At 64.5% G+C, this 18223-nt stretch carries 19 protein-coding genes; 11 read left to right on the plus strand and 8 right to left on the minus strand.

Annotation, left to right across the window (positions count from 1 at the left end):
- The first annotated feature begins 202 nt into the window (after positions 1-202).
- Positions 203-1453, plus strand: coding sequence for a hypothetical protein (locus tag C4S68_RS18470; RefSeq protein ID WP_103934594.1), 1251 nt, complete (start codon positions 203-205; stop codon positions 1451-1453).
- Between the two features lie 160 nt (positions 1454-1613).
- Here C4S68_RS18470 and C4S68_RS18475 read toward each other — a convergent pair whose 3' ends face one another.
- Positions 1614-3773, minus strand: a complete 2160-nt coding sequence (locus C4S68_RS18475; RefSeq protein WP_235011702.1) for a S9 family peptidase — start codon at positions 3771-3773, stop codon at positions 1614-1616.
- A 93-nt stretch (positions 3774-3866) separates the two neighbouring features.
- On the opposite strand from C4S68_RS18475, the gene hscB reads away from it, so the two are divergent.
- The 4 genes from hscB to C4S68_RS18495 all read left to right on the plus strand — a co-directional run bounded on the left by hscB (position 3867) and on the right by C4S68_RS18495 (position 7186).
- Positions 3867-4478, plus strand: a complete 612-nt coding sequence (hscB, locus tag C4S68_RS18480; RefSeq protein ID WP_103934595.1) for a Fe-S protein assembly co-chaperone HscB — start codon at positions 3867-3869, stop codon at positions 4476-4478.
- A gap of 34 nt (positions 4479-4512) precedes the next feature.
- A complete protein-coding gene (locus tag C4S68_RS18485) occupies positions 4513-4905 on the plus strand; it encodes a tautomerase family protein (protein ID WP_103934596.1) in 393 nt (130 codons plus the stop codon).
- Positions 4906-4978: 73 nt separating this feature from the next.
- Positions 4979-5884 carry a subclass B3 metallo-beta-lactamase gene (bla, locus tag C4S68_RS18490; protein WP_103934597.1) on the plus strand — a complete coding sequence of 302 codons (906 nt, stop codon included), beginning with the start codon at positions 4979-4981 and terminating at the stop codon, positions 5882-5884.
- Positions 5885-5959: 75 nt separating this feature from the next.
- On the plus strand, positions 5960-7186 hold the full coding sequence (locus C4S68_RS18495) for a glycosyltransferase (protein ID WP_103934598.1): 1227 nt from the start codon (positions 5960-5962) through the stop codon (positions 7184-7186).
- Positions 7187-7202: 16 nt separating this feature from the next.
- On the opposite strand, the gene C4S68_RS18500 is transcribed toward C4S68_RS18495, so the two are convergent.
- Together C4S68_RS18500 and C4S68_RS18505 are read right to left on the minus strand one after the other, a co-directional pair.
- Positions 7203-7673: a DinB family protein gene (locus C4S68_RS18500; protein ID WP_160115229.1), complete on the minus strand. Its 471-nt coding sequence runs from the start codon at positions 7671-7673 to the stop codon at positions 7203-7205.
- A gap of 20 nt (positions 7674-7693) precedes the next feature.
- On the minus strand, positions 7694-8149 hold the full coding sequence (locus tag C4S68_RS18505) for a VOC family protein (protein WP_103934600.1): 456 nt from the start codon (positions 8147-8149) through the stop codon (positions 7694-7696).
- Positions 8150-8207: 58 nt separating this feature from the next.
- Here C4S68_RS18505 and C4S68_RS18510 point away from each other — a divergent pair, with 58 nt between their 5' ends.
- The 4 genes from C4S68_RS18510 (at position 8208) to hscA (ending at position 12505) form a co-directional block, all read left to right on the plus strand.
- On the plus strand, positions 8208-9167 hold the full coding sequence (locus tag C4S68_RS18510) for a quinone oxidoreductase family protein (RefSeq protein ID WP_103934601.1): 960 nt from the start codon (positions 8208-8210) through the stop codon (positions 9165-9167).
- 70 nt (positions 9168-9237) lie between these two features.
- Positions 9238-9573: a PadR family transcriptional regulator gene (locus C4S68_RS18515; protein ID WP_103934830.1), complete on the plus strand. Its 336-nt coding sequence runs from the start codon at positions 9238-9240 to the stop codon at positions 9571-9573.
- Entirely contained in the window at positions 9570-10325 is a 756-nt protein-coding gene (locus tag C4S68_RS18520; protein WP_146072221.1) for a hypothetical protein, read from the plus strand. The genes C4S68_RS18515 and C4S68_RS18520 overlap by 4 nt, the downstream gene beginning before the upstream one ends.
- A 140-nt stretch (positions 10326-10465) precedes the next feature.
- Complete coding sequence (hscA, locus tag C4S68_RS18525; RefSeq protein ID WP_268807299.1) at positions 10466-12505, plus strand: Fe-S protein assembly chaperone HscA; 2040 nt, start codon at positions 10466-10468, stop codon at positions 12503-12505.
- 27 nt (positions 12506-12532) lie between these two features.
- On the opposite strand, the gene C4S68_RS18530 is transcribed toward hscA, so the two are convergent.
- Together C4S68_RS18530 and C4S68_RS18535 are read right to left on the minus strand one after the other, a co-directional pair.
- Complete coding sequence (locus tag C4S68_RS18530) at positions 12533-12967, minus strand: hypothetical protein (protein ID WP_103934604.1); 435 nt, start codon at positions 12965-12967, stop codon at positions 12533-12535.
- On the minus strand, positions 12964-13893 hold the full coding sequence (locus C4S68_RS18535; protein ID WP_103934605.1) for a cytochrome P460 family protein: 930 nt from the start codon (positions 13891-13893) through the stop codon (positions 12964-12966). The genes C4S68_RS18530 and C4S68_RS18535 overlap by 4 nt, the downstream gene beginning before the upstream one ends.
- Positions 13894-14094: 201 nt before the next feature.
- Here C4S68_RS18535 and C4S68_RS18540 point away from each other — a divergent pair, with 201 nt between their 5' ends.
- Positions 14095-14529 (plus strand): 2Fe-2S iron-sulfur cluster-binding protein, encoded by a 435-nt coding sequence (locus tag C4S68_RS18540; RefSeq protein WP_103934606.1) that lies wholly within the window; start codon positions 14095-14097, stop codon positions 14527-14529.
- A 123-nt stretch (positions 14530-14652) separates the two neighbouring features.
- Here the strand turns inward: C4S68_RS18540 and C4S68_RS18545 are convergent, their stop codons facing one another.
- The 3 genes from C4S68_RS18545 to C4S68_RS18555 all read right to left on the minus strand — a co-directional run bounded on the left by C4S68_RS18545 (position 14653) and on the right by C4S68_RS18555 (position 17477).
- Entirely contained in the window at positions 14653-15540 is an 888-nt protein-coding gene (locus tag C4S68_RS18545; protein WP_103934607.1) for a PDZ domain-containing protein, read from the minus strand.
- Positions 15541-15637: 97 nt separating this feature from the next.
- Positions 15638-16597, minus strand: coding sequence for a HEAT repeat domain-containing protein (locus tag C4S68_RS18550; protein WP_103934608.1), 960 nt, complete (start codon positions 16595-16597; stop codon positions 15638-15640).
- A gap of 106 nt (positions 16598-16703) precedes the next feature.
- Positions 16704-17477, minus strand: coding sequence for an RNA polymerase sigma factor (locus C4S68_RS18555; protein ID WP_103934609.1), 774 nt, complete (start codon positions 17475-17477; stop codon positions 16704-16706).
- A 198-nt stretch (positions 17478-17675) separates the two neighbouring features.
- Between C4S68_RS18555 and C4S68_RS18560 the strand changes: the two genes are divergently transcribed.
- Positions 17676-18209 carry a gamma carbonic anhydrase family protein gene (locus tag C4S68_RS18560; protein WP_103934610.1) on the plus strand — a complete coding sequence of 178 codons (534 nt, stop codon included), beginning with the start codon at positions 17676-17678 and terminating at the stop codon, positions 18207-18209.
- Positions 18210-18223 lie beyond the last annotated feature (14 nt).

An 18223-nucleotide genomic window follows, 5' to 3' on the forward strand; every position in this document is an offset into this window, starting at 1 on the left:
CGGCGCACCTTTCGAGGTATCGCCTATCGGTTGAATGCGGCGGGTTGTGCATGCGGTCTTTCGATACTCGGGCCGAGGTAACCCCCACAAAGGTGGGATACGCGAGGTCCGGTCGAGACTGAAGCTGGTGCAGCGCGGAAAGGACGGACGTGAAATCAGCAACATCCGGGAACAAGGGCTTGGGTTGAGGTGTCTAAGGAGAATGCCCCGCCGTCTCGCCCGCGGATTTGTGACCGGACTGAAAGCTGTTGGCGTCGTGCTGATGGGCGCGCTGGTGCTGTTGCTGGGGTTGATTCAGGCTTCGAACTGGATCAACTGGTGGCATGCCCGGGCGCTGCTCAAGGATGTTCAGGCGCTCCCAGCGCAGCCCATGTGGCCGGACGCGCAGCGACTGATGACGCGATGGGGAGCGTGGGGGCACTACGAGGGCACATGCGCCGCGGAGCATTGCCAGTACACGATCCAGGTGGCCGATCCGATCCTCGGACACATCATTGGGATGAACGAGCATCTCTGGAACGTTGTGACCTCCGAGGCGTTTCTACGTGTTGTGCACTGGCTGGGGTATCGCGAGGCTGCGATGTATTTTGGGATGCACGTTCACCATGGCCGCGTGATCTTCGATGCCGTCGTTGCCTCGATCATTCCGACGGTGTGGGGAGCGGATGGAGTCATGGCGTCCTCGACGATGCGCTACACCCTGGCTGTGTCCCTTGCAGATAAGGAAGCAGAAGACTGGCAGGACAATGAGTTCATGCCGAATGCTTCGGAGGACCTCGTCGATCACCCGGACTATATGGTTGGTCGCGGAATCTGCTCGGGTTGCGTGATGGACCAAGTTGCATTTACCCCCTTTGCAAGTGTGGACGTCAGAGATCGCTATCGGCGTTTCGATCTTTCCTGCTTTGCCTTATGGCTGAATACGTGCCGCAAGCCAAGCGACCTTCTGCCCGCTCTCCGCGCCTTTGACGAGGCGACGGACCGCGAGTGGGCGCGCCATGATACGGTCTATCGGGATAGCGGCCAGGCGATGGAAGAGCCTTCACCGCCATGTCGCGTGAATGGGCTTGTTGTGGGCCGCGATTCGAACTATGTGCTGGCGGTTGAGCCCATCCGCACGGAGCAGAAACCAGACGAGACGGTTCCTGAGCTGCAGACATGGACGCGGGTAAGGGTGCGCGAGGTGCTGAAGCGCCCCGCCGAACAACGGCAGGCATTCATCCAGCCGAAGTCGGGCGATGAGTTGGAGGTCGCTGGCGAGGCGCTTCCGCTTGGATCGGGTCTACTGCTGCCTACAGGTGGCGAGATCACCATGGTTTCAGATGGGTTCGAGCTAAGCTCGTGCAAACCGCTCCTCGACACACCTGCTACTCGTGAGCAGGTGAAGCAGGGAATCGCGCAGGATGTGCTGGACGATGGGCCGAGGCCAAACGGTAATCTACAGCGACGGTGACGGAACGATGGGCTTCAACCGCTGAGCGACGTTGGAGAACGTACCTCAGGGGCTGAAGCCCATCGTCTGGTTCGTGTTCTTGCGGCACGGTTAAAACCGTGCCCTTCCGTTCTCGGCGACGACTGAAGGAACGAGGCGCGCTCAGGTGCGACGCTCCGGCTTATTGGTCGTCCGGCTTGGTCGCTGGCTTGGTGTCGTCTGTCGCGGGCTTGGCTTCGGGCTCGCCGTCGTTCTTCGGCGTCGCCTTGGGGTCGGGCTTTGGCTTCGGCTGGATGCCGCGGACGTAGAGGTCGTACCACTCGAACCAGTGGTCGTAGCGGTCGCGGATGTAGCTGGGGCGGGTGAAGCCGTGGAACTGGCCGGGGTAGACGATCAGCTCGGCGGTCGTGCCGACGCTCTTGAGCGCCTGGTACATCTGCTCGCCGCCCTGCACCGGCACATTGAAGTCTTTGTCGCCGCCCATGAACAGCGTTGGCGTCTTGATGCGGTCGGCGTGCAGGAACGGGTACGACATCTTCACGTACTGGTCGAGCGCCTTCCACGGCGGCCCGATCTCGTTTTCGTACTGCAGGATGTACTCGTCGATGCCGTAGAAGCCGAGCAGATTGCCCATGCCCGCGCCGGAGCTGGCCGCCTTGAAGCGTGTGGTGGAGGCGATGGTGTAGTCGGTGAGGATGCCGCCGTAGCTCCACCCACCCACGCCGAGCAGGTTGGCGTCGATCTTGCCGGTCGCGACCGCGGCGTCGGTCATGGCCAGCAGGTCGGTGACCTCCTTGTTGCCCCAGTCGTTGTTGATCGCGAAGCTGTAGGCCTCGCCTCGGCCGGTGCTGCCGCGGTAGTTCACGTTCAGCACAGCGTAGCCGTGCGCGGCGAAGAGCTGCGTGTCGCTGTTGAAGCCGTGGCCGTCCTGCGAGGTGGGCCCGCCGTGGATGCGCAGGATCATCGGAACCTTCGTCCCCGCGACGTAGCCCAGCGGCAAGGTGAAGAGGCCGTGGACTTCGTTGCCGTCTTTGGTCTTCGCGGAGAAGTCGGTCACGGTGGCGAGGTTGAGCGTGGCCAGCAGAGCATCGTTGTGGTGCGTCAATGGGCGGAGTTTGCCATCCTCCAGCGCGTAGATCTCACCCGCGGCGGTGTCGGAGGTCCAGGTGAGGGCGACGTGGCCGCCCTCGGCGTTCAGGCCGTTGGCCTCGCCGGAGCCTTCGGTGATGCGCTGGACTTTACCAGCTCCCGGACCCGAGCCATCCAGCGGAAAGCTCGCGACGAAGACCTGGCGGTCTTCCTGCACGGCGGCCAACACGGCGTCGCCCTTGGGGCTCATCACCCCGCCGCCGGTCCAGTGGTCGTACTTGGGTGCGAGCAGCTGCACCGGGCCGCCGGCTGCGGGGACCATCGCCAGCTGCGAGAGGTCATAGATGGAGTAGTGCGGGCTCACACCCTCGTGGAAGACGATGGACTTCGAGTCCGGCGTCCACACCAGCGGCCCGCTGTCGCGGCCGGTGAAGGTGGTGAGCTGCTTCGGGTGCGAGCCCGGTTTGGCATCGACGACGAAGATGTCCGGGTTAGCGAACCGGTCGGGATCGGGCTGCGTCTGGTTGCTGACGAACGCCACCTTCGTCCCGTCAGGGCTGAAGGTGCCTGACTCCTCCTCGTAGGCCTTCGCGCCGGACGCGGGGGCATCCGTGAGCTTGGAGAGCTTCTTCGTCGCGATGTCGAAGAGGTAGAGGTGCGGCTGCTTGTCGGTCAGGTAGCCTTCGACGTCTTCCTTGAAGTGGAAGCGCGTCATGACGATGGGTTTGGGCGCCTTGGGCTTGGCTCCCGGGCCTGCGTCGGGCTCGTCCTTCTCGGTCAGCGTCAGCAGCAGGGTCTTCGAATCGGGCGACCACTTGTAGCCGCTGAGATCCATCTTTACGTCGGTGATCTGGTGCGCCTCGCCGCCACGGCGGTCCAGCACCCACACCTGCGATCCCTTGGCGTCTCCCTCGCGCCCGCTGGTGAAGGCGAGGAACTTGCCGTCGGGGCTCCACTGCGGCGAGCCCGCGCCGTCCTTGCCGTAGGTCAGCTGCACGTGCTGCGTGCCGTCCCAGCTGACCATCCAGAGGTTGTTGATGGACTTATCGTCGCCCACGTCGACGTGCGAGACGGTGTAGGCGATCCAGGCTCCATCGGGCGAGAGCGCCGGCGCGCCCACCCGCTGAATCTTCTGCATGTCGTCGACCGTCATGCCGTGCTTTGCTGGTGTTGCCGCGGCAGGAGCCTGCGCCAGCGCGGCCAGCGCGCACAGCGGCAGCAGGGCCGCAGGAAGAAGCTTGTTGAGTCGCATGGCGGAAGTGTAGCAAGGGCCAAGGGCCGCGGCCCGGTGCATCGTAACGAAATCCGTCGCAACTAGAATGGGTCGGGGACGATCGAATCGAATATGAGCCACGACGGACACAACAACTACTTCACGCAGTTTGAACTGCCGCTTCACATGCACATTGATACGGCAGCGCTGGAGAAGAGCTTCTACGCGCAGTCGCGGAAGCTGCATCCGGATCGCTTCGCGGCGAAGCCTGCAGCTGAGCAGGAGGCGGCGCTGGCCGCGAGCTCGCGCCTGAACGATGCCTACCGCACGCTGCGCGATCCTATTGCGCGGACGGAGTATCTGCTGGGGCTCGAAGGTGTTCAGCTCGAAGAGCAGTCGCGCGCGGCCACCGACGCGGCGAAGGCCGCAGGCACGGAGAAGAAGCAGGTCGCGCCGCCGGACCTGCTGGAGGAGGCCTTCGAGCTGAACATGGCGCTCGAAGAGCTGAAGATGGGCGACGATCCCGATGCCCGCCAGCTGCTTGAAGGCGAGCGGACGAAGTTCTCCGCGATGCTCGAAGCCACGAACGAGGATCTGCAGGAGCTGTGGACGAAGTGGGACGCCGCCGTCGACGCCAAGGATGACGCGGGAAGGACCTCCGCGAAGGACGCGATGGTCGCGTTGCTGAATCGCAGGAGTTACATCCGCAACCTGGTGCGCGACGTGAACGCGGCGTTAGATTAGGGCCGCAGCGCTGGACAACTAACAGGAGCTATTGATGCCACTCGTACGAATCTCTGTCCATCAGCACGTGGACGCTGCGAAGCGCCGCATCCTTGCCGACGCTGCTTACGACGCCATGCGCACGGCCTTCGGCATTCCCGAAGGCGACCGCTTCATCGTCGTCACCGCACATGGTGAGGGCGAGTTGTTCATCGGCCCGGACTTTATGGGCGTGAACCGTACCGAAGGGTACACGCTGGTTCATGTGACGCTGAGGCGCGGGCGCACGCCGGAGTTGAAGCAAGCGTTCTACGCGGAGCTGACGAAGCTCTTCGGCGAACGCGCGGGGATTGCACCGGACGACGTGATGATCGTGCTCAGCGAGAACGAATCGGCAGACTGGAGCTTCGGTCGCGGTGAGGCTCAGTTCCTTGCGCCGAAGCCGTAACTGGAGGCGCGGAGAGTAACTTCTTCGGTTCCTCACAGCTCTACACAGGCGGGGCATGCGATACCCATCATGTATGCGCCGCCTGTCCTTTCTGCTGTCGTTTGTCCTCGCCTGCCTTTGCGTTCCGGCTGTTCGTGCCGATATCGACCCCACCTGGACGACGCAGGTCACTCCCTTTCGCATCACGGACAACCTGTACTACGTCGGCTCGCAGGACCTGGCGAGTTTCCTGGTCGTCACGCCGAAGGGCAACATCCTCATCAATGCAAATCTCGAAAGCTCGCCGCCGCAGATTCGCGCGAGTGTGGAGAAGCTCGGCTTCAAGTGGGCGGATACGAAGATCCTGCTCAATGGCCAGGCGCATTCCGATCACATGGGCGGCGCGGCGGCGGTGATCCTCGAAACGCATGCGAAGAACATGGTGATGGATGGCGATGTGGAGACGACGGAAGCCGGCGGGGCGAAGGGCTTCCAGGCGAACTGGCACTTCGACACAAGGTTCCCTCCCGCGCATGTGGACCGCGTGCTGCATGACGGCAGCAAGGTGACGCTGGGCGGCGTGACGCTGGTGGCGCACAAGACACCGGGCCACACGCGCGGCTGCACGACCTGGACCATGCGCGCTCACCTTCCGGGTGAGCCAGCGGGCCTGCTGCGCAACGTCGTCATCGCGGGCGGGGCCAGCTTCTGGAGCGAGTACCACTTCGTCGCGCGGCCCGGTGTACCGGAGAGCTACCCCGGCATCGCGAAGGACTTCGAGCACACCTTCGCGGTGCTGCACGCTCTGCCGTGCGATGTGTTTCTCGGCGAGCATGGCAAGTACTTCGACCTGGAGACGAAGCTGAAGCGCTATCCGAAGGAAGGCCCGGAGGTCTTCGTCGATCCCGTGGGGTATCAGGCGTTTGTCACCAATGCTGAGAAGACGTTCGACGCGGCGCTGGCGAAGCAGACGGCTGAGGCCGCTGGGGCGAAGCATTGAGTTGGATCGCGAACGATATCGCCCTGACTCGTTCGTTCGATTGACTCCCACGGCCCGGGAACTTAGGTTCAGGGCATGTCTGGCCGCACGTACCTGATGGTTCTTCCCGTCGAGCACTACCGGCTGGACGCGAACCATGTGGCGCTGGAGAGCGCCTTTGCCGAGCACCTGTTGCTGCTGCGCGACCGCGCCGCCGCGCTGGGGCTGCGGCTCGTGGTGGCGATGCGCCCGATGAGCGCCGTCGCGTATGAACAGGCAGGCAGTTCGCTGGCGACGCATGATGCAGCGGCCACCGGCATTGAGGTCATCACGCTCGAGTCTGCGTCGGGATCATTCGGGAAGACGCTCAACACGTTGCGCGCGGCCTCGGCGCAGGCCGCCGTGGTGCATACGGGACTTTCGTTCGCGATCAGGCATCCCACGGAGTTTGCTGCGTGGCTGATGGGCTGGGCGCGCGGGCGGGTCACGATTTTCGTGGTCGATATCGACTTTCGCGGCGAGGGTCGGATGGACGGCTCGGCGTGCGCGAAGCCGAGCGTCTTTCAGCGCTTCCTGTTGATGCAGCTGCGGCTGGCTGTCTCGCTGTGTTCGGTGGTGCTGCTCAAGGGACAGCGTTTTGCCGCTGAGTACGCGAAGGGGCGAACGAACGTGCACAGCTTCCTCGACGCGGCGCACTCGGCGGAGTACCTGCTGCCGGGGGATGCGCTGGCGGCGAAGGTTGCGTCACACGACGACCGCACTCGCCCGCTGGAGCTGGTCTACTTCGGCCGCTTCGTGGAGCGAAAGGGCATCGCCGAGATGCTGCGCACGCTGGCGGCGACCCGGGCTCGAGGTGTTGATGCGGAGCTGCACCTCTACGGTTCCGGACCGCAGCGCGGAGAACTCATGGCGCTGGCCGCTGAGCTCGAGATCGTCGAGCACGTGCTGTGGCATGAACCGATACCGTATGGTCCGGAGCTCTTCGCTGCTGTAGCGAAACACCATCTGTTGCTGGGGATGCCGCTGACGCCAGACACGCCGCGCAATGCGATTGATGCGATGGCCGTTGGAGTGCCGTTCCTGGCGTTCGACACGGAGTATTATCGCGAGCTCGCCGCCAGCGGAGCTGGAAGCTGCACTGCGTGGCCGGATGTTGATCAGGCCGCGGCGAGGCTTGCAGAGCTGGATGCGGATCGTCCGCGCCTGAAGGCCATGGCGACAGCGGCGCACGCCTTTGCTGTCGCCAACACGCAGGAGAGCTGGGTGGCGCGACGCGATGCGTGGACGCGAGGGGCCCTGCAGCAGCGCGGGCTGCTGCGCTGACAGCTTCCCTCAGCGGCTAAAGCGCTTCCAGTACCTTGAGGTGATGCAGGTCGTGCCCGGCCATAATCTGCACGATGGTCCACAGCGGCTCTTCGCCGCGCTCGGGATGCGTGTAGATCTTGGCCTTGTCGGCGTCTGTCAGCGCGCCTACCAGAGCTACATTCCAGGCACGCAGGGCGGCGAGCGTTGCCCGGGCCTCGGCCAGCGTGTAGGCGCTGTAGGGCTTTGCCCAGGAGTCCTGGTCGAAGGGCTGAATGACGGGGCTCTCCGCGCCATAGGCAAAGCGGAGGCGCCACGCCCAGGCGACCTCGCAGTCGGCCAGGTGCGCCATGACCTCGCGGAGGTTCCACTTTCCGGGCGCAGAGCGGGCCTCGAGCTGCTCGGGTGTGAGCGCGTCGTAGACCTTCGCGAGCCGGGCTGGGGTGGAACGAATTGTTTCGAGCGGATCGTCGCTGCCGAGCACATCGAGATAGGGAATCTTTGCCATGGGTTCTCCTGATTCTGATCTTAGCTTTGCAGGTCTTCCTGCGCTGGATGTGCCCATGGATCGTAGCTGCCCACCCACCACGTGTGGCCTTCGGGGTCTTCGCAGCCGAAGGAGAGGCCACCGTGCGACGGCGATGTGAGCTCCTGCACGATGGGCGCGTTCGCGGCCTTCGCGCGCTCATACGCCGCGCGACAATGGTCGTCGGTCATGATCAGGCAGACGTGCGAGGTCTCGCGTCCGCCTGCGTCCTTCGGGCTGATCCAGCGGCCCGCCGATGCGCCGCCATTGCTGGCCGAGCCGAGCATCACCATGCCGCCGCCGTAGGTCAGTTCGCCGTGGGCCACGGTGTCGCCGGGGCCGGGATAGACGGCCCTGCGGGTCATGCCGAGCACGGTGCAGAGCCACTCGATGGCGGCGTTGCAATCGACGTAGCGAATGGCAGGGATAATGGTTGATCCGTTGACGGAGGCGCTCATGCGACCATGATCCTCCGGGAACCCGCATCCACACAACAGGGAGGTACATCAAAAGCCTATGAACGCCGCCGTCGTCACCAGCTATAGCCAGCCGCCGCAGTACACCACCTTCGATAACCCCATTCCTGCCGAGGGCGAGGTGCTGGTCCAGGTCCGCGCCGCCGGGCTGCACCAGATCGTGCGCTCCATCGCCGCGGGCAAGCATTACATGAGCACGGGCAAGTTCCCGTTCATCCCGGGTGTGGACGGCGTGGGCATCTTCCCCGATGGCTCGCGGAATTACTTTGGCGGCGCGCGCTTTCCCTATGGGACGATGTGCGAGCAGACCGTGATCACCCCGGCGGTGGTGATTCCTTTGCCTGAGTCGATCGACGACGCGATGGCCGCAGCGATTGCGAACCCCGCGATGAGCTCCTGGTTCGCGCTGGATCGTGCAGGATTTGTGGCGGGACAGAGCGTCCTGATCCTCGGCGCGACCGGCACCAGCGGCCAGCTCGCGGTGCAGATCGCGAAGCATCGCGGTGCGGGCAAGGTTATCGCGACGGGGCGCAATCCCGAGGCGCTGGCGAAGCTGAAATCGCTCGGCGCGGATGAGGTGGTCTCGCTCGATCAGCCGACGGAGGCGCTGGTCGCTTCGCTGCGTGACGCGATGCTGGCCAACGGTGTTGACGTGGTACTGGACTACCTGTGGGGTTCGCCGGCGGAGGCTGCGCTGAACGCTCTGGGAGCCAAGGGCGTGGTGAAGCCGGGCGGCCGCGTGCGCTTCGTGCAGATCGGTAACCTCGCGGGCGAGACCATTGCGTTGCCGGCACACACGTTGCGCAGCACCAACATTGAGCTGCTGGGCTCGGGCTTCGGTTCGGGGTCGATGAACGGCATCGCCGAGGCCATTGGTGGTTTCTTTCAGCTCGCCGCGACGCAGAAGTTTGAGTTCAGCTACAAGGCTGTGCCGCTGGCCGAGGTGACCGAGCGCTGGGGCGAGAAGGATGGCACAACGCGGCTGGTCTTCGTTCCGTAAGAAAGCAAGCCTGGAGCGGCGCCAATATTCCTCTTGACGATATATCCGTGACGGATATATGTTCGACGGCATGGGAAAGACTCTTGCTTCGGGACCGTCTCCGCTCAGCCCTGCCGTCTTCTCCATCCTGCTCGCGCTGGCGGATGGAGAGAAGCATGGCTACGGGATCATGCAGGAGGTTCGCGATCATGCGCCGATGGGGCCTGGAACGCTCTACGGATCGCTGGACCGCCTGCTGGCTGCGTGTTTGATCGAGGAGACGGGACTTACGGACGACGAGCGCCGCCGCTATTACCGGCTGACCGGTGCGGGCCGTGACGCGCTCGATGCGGAGGCTGCGCGCATGCAGGCCAACCTGGCGAGGGCGCGGCGCAAGGGAATCAAGCCGATAGGGGTGCGGGCATGAAGAGGCAGCCAGTGTTGATGCGGGTTTATGCCGCTTCGCTCGAACTGTATCCGGAGGCATTTCGCGAGCGTTATGGCGCGGAGATGCTGGACACCGCCAGCCGCGAGTACGCGGCAGCAAAGAGACCGCTTCGATTTGCTGTCGTGCTGATGGGAGACACAGCCATGTCGGTTTTCCGTGAGAACCTGCGTGCGACGCCTGTGCGTCCGGTGATGCTGGCAGGGTTTGTGATGTTCTTCAGCTTTCTCCTGCTGGGTGTGGCGCTGTTTGGGCAGCAGAGGCTGAGGCGCGGCGCGGACCAGGCTCCCGAGGCGTTGACGGCCCAGGTGGCGGCGCAACCCGACAGCGCTGCGGCGCGGCTTGGCTGGCCTCGCCACGAAATCTCTTCGCCGGAGTGGCTGTCCAGTTCGAGCAGTTTCCTGGCGCTGTACGATGCCTCAGGAAAGGTCTGGGCCGCGAACGCGGAGTTTGAGGGCGCGCTGCCGCAGCCGCCGAAGGGCATCTTCGCGACGATCCGCGCGCGTGGGATGTACAAGGTGACCTGGCAACCGGAGCACGGCGTGCGCGTGGCGTTGGCGGGGCGTTCTCTGCCGGATGGGGGCTTCGTCCTTGCCGGCCAGAGCCTCATTCCGGGCGAGGCGAGGACGGATTCCTTTTACCGTTTCCTCCTCGAGCTTTGGGCGGTCATGTTGTTGTATACCGGGGTGCTGGTGCTAAGCCGATGGTGGCAGGCTTCGCGACGCACTGTTTGAGTGCAGGACCGAAGCCGCATCCTCTCGTGGCGCATCCATTCAACAGGCCCTTGGTACCATCAGGGGCGTCCGTTGACGGAGAATAGGAGATGGGCCGTTCGCAGCGCAGCACGCGCGGAGCCCCCTCGAGAGGAATCAGCTTGGCAGAACTCGTACAGATCTCAGGCCAGTCGGCCGGCCCCGTGGTGGGCATCGACCTTGGCACCACCAACTCGCTCATCGCCTACATGCAGGGCTCGACGCCCACCGTCATTCCGGGCGAAGATGGCTCGCCCATCGTGCCTTCGGTCGTGGCCTTCGACCAGGAGACGAAGGATGGCTTCAGCGTGGGCAATGCGGCGCGTGGCGTGCTGCTCACGAACTCCTCGAACGCGGTGTATTCGGTGAAGCGGCTGATGGGCCGCGACCTCGCGGACATCGAGCCGGAACTGAAGCTGTTTCCGTTCCATCTCGCCGAAGGCTTGAAGCCCGGTGAGGTGCTGAAGCTCAACGTCGGCGGCCTCACGCTGACTGCGCCGGAGATCTCGGCTTATGTGCTGCTGCAGTTGAAGCGCAACGCCGAGCGCTTCTTCGGCGCACCGGTGACCAAGGCTGTGATCACGGTGCCCGCGTACTTCAACGATGCGCAGCGACAGGCCACGAAGGATGCGGGCCGCATCGCCGGGCTTGAGGTGCTGCGGCTGGTGAATGAGCCGACGGCCGCGGCGCTGGCCTATGGCCTCGACCAGAACAAGGATGGCGTGATCGCCGTGTATGACTTTGGCGGCGGCACCTTCGATATCTCCATCCTCAAGCTGCACGAGGGCATCTTCGAGGTCATTGCGACCGGCGGCGATACGCATCTTGGCGGTGATGACATCGACAACCTGTTGACTGCCGTTGCGATCGACGACATTCGCGGCGATCTCGGCGTGGACGTCACGACGCACCCCGAGCTGGTGCAGTCGCTGCGCAAGGCCGTTATCGACGCGAAGATTGCGCTAAGCTCTGGCGACTCCACGCGACTACAGCTTGACCTCGGCGAAGGCAAGCACTACCTTCGCGAGATCACCCGCGAGCAGTTCGAGCAGCTGGTCGCTCCGATCCTGGAGCGCACGGCTGCGCCGGTTCGGCAGGCGCTTCGCGATGCCGGGTTGAAGCCGGAGCAGATCGATGAAGTGGTGATGGTCGGCGGCTCGACGCGCATCCCTGCCGTGCGCACGCTGGTCTCGAAGATCTTCGACCTCGAAGCCCGTGGCCGCAAGCTGCACACCGAACTCAATCCTGACGAGGTCGTCGCACTGGGCGCCGCGGTGCAGGCGCAGATCCTCTCCGGCGAAGAGAACGCCGCGACCAACGATCTGCTGCTGCTGGATGTGACGCCGTTGTCGCTGGGCATCGAAGCGCTGGGCGGCGTGATGAGCCGCATCATTCAGCGCAACTCGACGATTCCTGCGAGCGCTACGGAGCACTTCACCACCGGTGTCGATGGGCAGACCAACGTTGCGATCCACGTGCTGCAGGGCGAGCGCGAGCTGGCGAAGGATTGCCGGTCGCTGGCGCGGTTCGATCTGAAGGGCATTCCACCGATGATGGCGGGTCTGCCGCGCATCGAGGTCAAGTTTCTCATCGATGCGAACGGCATTCTGCATGTGAGCGCGCGCGAGCAGCGCAGCGGCATGGAGTCGCAGGTCGAGGTCAAGCCCACCTACGGACTCACAGACGAGCAGGTCGAGACGATGATCCTCGAGAGCTTCGACTACGCCGAAGAGGACCTCACCGCGCGCCAGGTCATCGAAGCGCAGAACGAGGGAAACACCATCCTCGAGGCCGTGGAGAAGGGTGCGAAGTCGCAGGCATGGCAGATGCTGACAAGCGATGAGCATGAGGCAATTCATGCCGCGGTCACTGAGCTCAAGGCGTCACTGGCCGGTGGCGACTATCGCATCATCCGCAAGGCGATCGAGACGTTGGATCAGAAGACGCGCCGCTTCGCCGAGATCATGATGGATACCGCCGTGAGCGGAGCGCTGAGCGGCAAGACGATGGCGGCGGCAGGCGAGGATATCGCAGCGAAGGGCAACGCCCCCAGCGCTCCGCATCCGTTCCGCAAGGCCGAGATCGACGAAGGCCACACGCCGGACGCGATCGAGAAGACCGAAGCCGATCCAGAGACGCCGGGTGAATCAACCGAAGACTAAGGTCTTCGGTTGATTCACCGCGCCGGCCTAGGGGAGTTCGATCTGCTGCATGGCGGCGATAGCGACGATGCGTTCGGTCGGATCTCCGCTGACGGTTTGTTCTGTGAGGGGCGAGCCGGAGAAGACGCGGTACTGATGGGTACCATTGGTGGGGTCCACCAGCTCGACGCGTTGCGGTGCGCCGGGAATACGCGCGCCGAACCAGTGCGGATCCTCACGCTGCGACCACGTCACGAGAGCGCGCGAGGTGCCGTCGGTGAAGAGCGTTGACGTCGTTCCCATGGTGCGATCGACCGTGACCACCAGGGGCGTCCACGACAGGATGGGATAGGGCAGCTGGCCGTGCAGCGTGGCGTCGGTGTTGATCAGGTCGCTCGTCGCGGGTGGCTGATGCCGGGTGCAGCCGTTGAGCAGGCCCAGGGCGAGGGTTGCAGCAAAGGTAAGGGTCGAGGCGAGCTTCACTGGGCACCTCCGCCGCGCGGCAGCGGCATGCTGTAGACGTAGTCGTGGTCGTGCATGGGAGCGTGGCAGCCGGTGCATTCCTGGTCGAAGTGCGCGTCTGCGCCGTAGGGCTTCAGGTCGTTGCCGCGGAAGCGTGCGTAGCCCCAGCCCTGCGTGGACTTGTACTTTTCGGCATCCTTCTCCATGAACTCGACCTGGATGAAGTTGCCCGCCGTGATGTGTCCCTTGCCATCGTCGACGGCCTGGACGGCGATCTTGGCGATGGCCGCGCCGTTGGGCCAGGGGCTGATGTTTCCGGCCTCGATGGCCTTCACTGCGATGTCGTTGCCGGTGATGAGGCGCAGGGTGTGGTTGTCGCCGCGGTCGGTGGTGCTGACGATCTTCCAGCTCTTGTAGTCAGCGGGGAAGGGGACGCCGTTGAGTGACGGGCCTGCGGGCCGCTCCGTCGCGGTGGAACTCGCCGGTGGGGGCGTTGCCGGGGTAGGCGATGTGGAGGGTGTGAACGGTGCAAGGTACGCCTTCAGTGTCGCCAGCTCCGCCGGGGTCACACCTGCGTCGCGATGCACGGCGAGGTAGCTGGGCAGCGGCATGGCGCCAAGCTGGATCATGTTGACGGCCTCGAAGAGCGTGGCGCGCTGTGCGCCGGCGGGCCTGGCGCCGATTTCCGAGAAGTTCAGATGCGCCCGGGCGTTGCGGACGTCCTTGGCGACGATCCAGTAGGGCGGCGCGATCTGGTCATACCATTCGAGCTTCGGGGTGTCGGAGTGGCAGGCGTAGCAGCGACGCTCGAGGATGGCTCGCACCTCAGGGGGAGCGGCGATCTCGGCCTGGGGTCCCGCGGGCGTGCCCAGCGAGGGCCTGATCGCCTGCGCCGCGAGGAGCGCGACGACGCCAGCGAGGGCGAGTGTGAGAAGGCTTCGTTTCATCAGGAGGTCCTCTGGTCTTGGTCGTTTCGGTGGTTCGATGGCGTTTCGCCGGTATTGCGGGGCTCATCGAGCAGGCTAATCCCTCTGCCCGTATCAGAGCAGACTCCAAGTGCGGACATGATGATGCGTCATAAGGATGGCTTATCTGCCGGGCGCGCTTTGACGGCGGGGAAACGTGCGGCGAAGTAAGATAGAAGCTGTATGTCCGATCACGCGTCCAACCCGCTCCCCGAAGTCGATCTCTCCAAGCCACCCGCGGAGAACATGGTCCGTGTGACCTTCCAGCCTGAAGGCAAGACCGTTGAGTTCCCGTTTGGCTCGCTGCCGTACGACGGCCACGGCGAGCCGATGAGCCTGCTGGATGTCGCCGAAAACTACGGCATCTTCCTCGACCACGCGTGTGGCGGCGTCTGCGCCTGCACGACCTGCCACCTCTTCGTGAAGGAGGGCGGCAGCAGCCTCTCGGAAGCGGAGGAGAAGGAGCTGGACCGTCTCGACCTCGCGCCGGGGCTGCAGCTCAACTCGCGCCTCGGCTGCCAGGCTGTCATCGAAAAGCCCGGCACGTACCTGGTCGAGATTCCTTCGTGGAACAAGAACTACGTGCAGGAAGGCAAGCCGGTCGGGAACACGAAGTAGACCTCGCTGGTTCCCTCAAGGTCTAATTTCGGTGACCAAAATGACCTCGTTCCTCGACAGCGAAAGCTGTAGAGGTGCGAGGTCTTCAGGTTTGGAGGGATAAGGTCGTTGCCGGTGTAGGTCTTACTCGTCGCCCTTGAAGGCGTGCGGCCACTCCAGCATGGAGTGTTTCTTCGCCTCCAGCGTGAGGGTGATCTGCTGCTCGTGGCGCTCGCGCAGCAGGGTGACGACCACGGGGCGGCCCTTGGCGGTGCGCAAGTGCTTGCTCCACAGGTTCGTGGTGCGCAGCCCTACGCCGTCGGCCTTCAGGAGCACGTCTCCGGCCTTGAGTCCTGCCTCGGCGGCCGGGCTGTTGGGCGCGACGCTCTGGATCAGCAGGCCGTTGCCGTCCGCGACGCCGAAGAACCCGGCGAGCTGTGGCGTCATCACTTCGAGCTCCAGGCCGGTGAACGGGCCGGTGTGGAGCACTGTGCCCAGGAAGGTCTGCCCGCGCATCGCCTTCGTCGGAGGCGGTGGAGCTGGATCGGCGAAGTCGGCCCGCGCCTCTTCCGCGTCGACGGGGTCCGAGGCGGAGTTGGTCGAGATGGCAGGCTGGTTGTTGACGCCGATGTGCGCGATGACGTCCTTCTCAATCTGGCTGCGATCGGCGAGGACGGTGTTGACGTGGACGTCCCGGCCCTGGCGGACCAGCGAGAGCGCCATGTTGAAGCCCGCGCCGGCGTCATGGATCATGCGACGCAGCATATCGGCGCTGGCGGAGTTCTGGCCGTTGACGGAGACGATGACGTCCTGCGGCCGCAGACCGGATTTGCCGGCTGGGCCGTCGTGGTCAACGGCGACGATCAAGATGCCGCGGGTGCCTTTTTCGTGCAGGGCAGTGGCTTCGGCGTCGGAGAGGTCGTGGAACTCGATGCCGAGGTAGCCGGAGGTGTGCTGCGGCTGGGTGTGGCCGGTATGCGCTGCGAGGCCGAAGGCACTGGAGCTCGCACCGGGAAATAAAGCCGTAGCCATGCACGCATACAGGCATACCGTCTGCGCGCAGCGGTGGAGCGCCGCGCGGGGGACGCCGGGCCGAAGAATATCGCGATGAGCGAGCACGGTCACAAGCCTACTGAATATCTGACGCCCCCTGCAGGACCTGGAAGCTGGCGTTACGGACGGCGGGGTTCACATCGCGTGTCGAGACGGAGCGGAGGACCTCGCGAACGCTGGTGTCGGCGTGAACGGGAGTCAGCATGCTGATGGCCTGGGCGCGGACGTCGGGGTTGTGGTCGCGGAGCACAGCATCGAGCACGGCGTCGCGCACGTTCTCGTCGTCGGCCACATACGGCTGCAGGCCGGTGAGCGCCTTGAGGCGTACGGCGGAGTTCCTGTCGCTGCGCAGCGAGGTGATCAGGGTGCCGCGGATACCGTCGGGCTGCCCGCTGCTCTCGCAGTCATGGCCGGCGATGCATTCCTTCGCGAGCAGGTCCACGGAGTTTGCATGGACCTCACCGGAGCTTGCCAGCGTGGTGCCGAGCATCAGCAGGTGGCGGATCTGGGGATCGTCGAGCGAGCCCTGAACGCTCTCGGGGACGAGGCGGTTGTAGTTGACCTGCACCACCTCGGAGTTGGGGGTCTGCACGATGCCGGAGACGCTGGCGATGGGGCCGGTGCCGCCGTTGAGAACGACGGTCGACGGGAGCCTGGGCGCGTGGGCGACCTGGTAGCGGTTCAGGATGTTGCCGCTGAGGAAGCCGACGCCGAGCAGCAGCGTCGCGAGTGCGGGAGCGCCCTGCAGGAAGCCGAGCCAACGGAAGGCGTGGCCCAGAAATCGTTGTCCGGCGGAGCGCGGCGGGATGGCGTCGAGGGCTTCGTCCAACCGCATGCGCGAGGCTGCCAGCAGGTTGGGCGAAGGTTCGACGACCGGCAGCGTGGCCAGCTCTTCATTCAGGGCGATCAGCGCGTTCCATTCGCGCCGGCAATCCGCGCACCCGTTCAGGTGTTGCTCCAGCGGGAGCTGCATCTCGTCCGGCAGCTCTCCGTAGTGCGCGAGGATCATCGTCTGTTGCGAAGTCTCACAGTTCATGGTGCGTACCTCAGTGGCCTATCCGAAGTGGGTGCTGCCTTGTTGCTGCTGCCCGGCGCCGATCATTTGTCGTCGGCACTCTGAGCGGGGTGTTGCCGATGCTGCGCTACCGCACCTCCGCGAGTTTGGCTCGCAGCTTTCTGGTGGCGCGGAAGAGCGTATTCTTGGCCGTTTCCTCAGTCGTCGAGAGCATCTCGCCAATCGTACGAAGCTTGAGGCCCTGGTAATGCTTGAGTTCGAAGACCGTGCGCTCCCGGGGGGTGAGCTCATCGAGCGCGCTCTGGATCGCGGTGTGCATGGTCTTGCGTTCGAGCTCGCGGGCTGGATTCGCTCCGGCGCGCCCGTCGGTGATGTTGGCCAGCAGGTCCATCTCTTCGCCTGCAGCGTCGGTGGCCGTGGAGGGATCTTCGCGGCGGCTCTTGCGGCGGCGAAGCTGGTCCAGGCAGAGGTTAGTGACGATCCGGTAGAGCCACGTGTAAAACGAGCACTCGAACCGGAAGTTCGAAAGATGCCGGTACGCCTTGATGAAGGCGTCCTGGTGCACGTCCTGCGCGTCCTGCTCGTTGCCGAGCATATGCAGCGCGAGTCGAAGTACGCTGCGGTCGTAGCGGCGCACCAGCGTGTCGAAGGCGGCGCGGTCGCCCTTCTGGGCCTGGCGGATGAGTTCGTCATCCTCAGCCCGCTGCTGCTGGCGCACTTCCATCTGCTCGGCGGTTAGCCGGGCGCGGGCGCCGGGTTGGGCTACGGCTCTGGGCACTGAGGGCGATTCTACCGCCAACAGGGTAGACGATTGCGTCAACGTCTCCTCCAAACCGAGAGCAAAGGGACTGCGGCGCCGGCCTACGTCGCCGGGGAGGACGATCGCATCGGAAGCGTTCATTTGTTGCTGACTCCGGAAGTCAGGGTACGTACCTGTTCTGGTAGACGCGGGGGTGGTGGAAAACGTGAGCAGGGAAAGGCGAGGGTCCAGGGCCCAGGGTTTAGGGCCCAGACGGCGTGTGTGTTCCGCGGAAGGCTTTCCTGGACCCTGGACCCTGGGCCCTGAGCCCTGAGCCCTAATCCCTGTACCCTGTCTTTCATGCTCCGTCCCTTCAACAACATCCTGCCCTCCGTCCCGGCTTCCGCCTATGTTGACCCCAGCGCGCAGGTTATCGGCGACGTGGTGCTGGGCGAGCACGCCAGCGTCTGGATGAACGCCGTCATCCGGGGCGATGTGAACTCCATCCGGGTTGGGGCGCGGTCCAATGTGCAGGACTGCGCGGTGCTTCACGGGCAGCGCTATCTCTACTCGGTCACCGTGGGGGAGATGTGCACCATCGGGCACAATGCCACGGTGCACGGCTGCGTGCTGGAGGATGAGGTGCTCATCGGCATCAACTCCGTGGTGCTGAACGGGGCGCACATCGGTACTCAGTCCATCATCGCGGCCGGGGCGGTCATCCCGGAGCGCACGGTGATTCCTCCCCGTTCGCTGGTGGCAGGCGTGCCCGGCAAGGTGCGCCGCGCCATCACCGAGGAGGACATCGCGCTGATCCGAACCTACGGCAACAACTACCTCGACTACCTGAAGGTGTATCTTTCCTCCAACAGCACCCCCAGCAGCATTCCATAGTCAGGCCCAGATAC

This window comes from Bryocella elongata, from assembly GCF_900108185.1.
Classification (GTDB): domain Bacteria; phylum Acidobacteriota; class Terriglobia; order Terriglobales; family Acidobacteriaceae; genus Granulicella; species Granulicella elongata.

What these genes read in the sequence shown, in the direction of transcription:
- C4S68_RS18545 (WP_103934607.1), bottom strand. Translation starts at nt 15,540, where the DNA reads ATGGCTACGGCTTTATTTCCCGGTGCGAGCTCCAGTGCCTTCGGCCTC.
- C4S68_RS18520 (WP_146072221.1), top strand. Translation starts at nt 9,570, where the DNA reads ATGAAGAGGCAGCCAGTGTTGATGCGGGTTTATGCCGCTTCGCTCGAA.
- C4S68_RS18505 (WP_103934600.1), bottom strand. Translation starts at nt 8,149, where the DNA reads ATGAGCGCCTCCGTCAACGGATCAACCATTATCCCTGCCATTCGCTAC.
- C4S68_RS18500 (WP_160115229.1), bottom strand. Translation starts at nt 7,673, where the DNA reads ATGGCAAAGATTCCCTATCTCGATGTGCTCGGCAGCGACGATCCGCTC.
- C4S68_RS18510 (WP_103934601.1), top strand. Translation starts at nt 8,208, where the DNA reads ATGAACGCCGCCGTCGTCACCAGCTATAGCCAGCCGCCGCAGTACACC.
- C4S68_RS18470 (WP_103934594.1), top strand. Translation starts at nt 203, where the DNA reads ATGCCCCGCCGTCTCGCCCGCGGATTTGTGACCGGACTGAAAGCTGTT.
- C4S68_RS18540 (WP_103934606.1), top strand. Translation starts at nt 14,095, where the DNA reads ATGTCCGATCACGCGTCCAACCCGCTCCCCGAAGTCGATCTCTCCAAG.
- C4S68_RS18555 (WP_103934609.1), bottom strand. Translation starts at nt 17,477, where the DNA reads ATGAACGCTTCCGATGCGATCGTCCTCCCCGGCGACGTAGGCCGGCGC.
- C4S68_RS18550 (WP_103934608.1), bottom strand. Translation starts at nt 16,597, where the DNA reads ATGAACTGTGAGACTTCGCAACAGACGATGATCCTCGCGCACTACGGA.
- C4S68_RS18535 (WP_103934605.1), bottom strand. Translation starts at nt 13,893, where the DNA reads ATGAAACGAAGCCTTCTCACACTCGCCCTCGCTGGCGTCGTCGCGCTC.
- bla (WP_103934597.1), top strand. Translation starts at nt 4,979, where the DNA reads ATGCGCCGCCTGTCCTTTCTGCTGTCGTTTGTCCTCGCCTGCCTTTGC.
- C4S68_RS18475 (WP_235011702.1), bottom strand. Translation starts at nt 3,773, where the DNA reads ATGCGACTCAACAAGCTTCTTCCTGCGGCCCTGCTGCCGCTGTGCGCG.
- C4S68_RS18495 (WP_103934598.1), top strand. Translation starts at nt 5,960, where the DNA reads ATGTCTGGCCGCACGTACCTGATGGTTCTTCCCGTCGAGCACTACCGG.
- hscB (WP_103934595.1), top strand. Translation starts at nt 3,867, where the DNA reads ATGAGCCACGACGGACACAACAACTACTTCACGCAGTTTGAACTGCCG.
- C4S68_RS18515 (WP_103934830.1), top strand. Translation starts at nt 9,238, where the DNA reads ATGGGAAAGACTCTTGCTTCGGGACCGTCTCCGCTCAGCCCTGCCGTC.
- C4S68_RS18485 (WP_103934596.1), top strand. Translation starts at nt 4,513, where the DNA reads ATGCCACTCGTACGAATCTCTGTCCATCAGCACGTGGACGCTGCGAAG.
- C4S68_RS18560 (WP_103934610.1), top strand. Translation starts at nt 17,676, where the DNA reads ATGCTCCGTCCCTTCAACAACATCCTGCCCTCCGTCCCGGCTTCCGCC.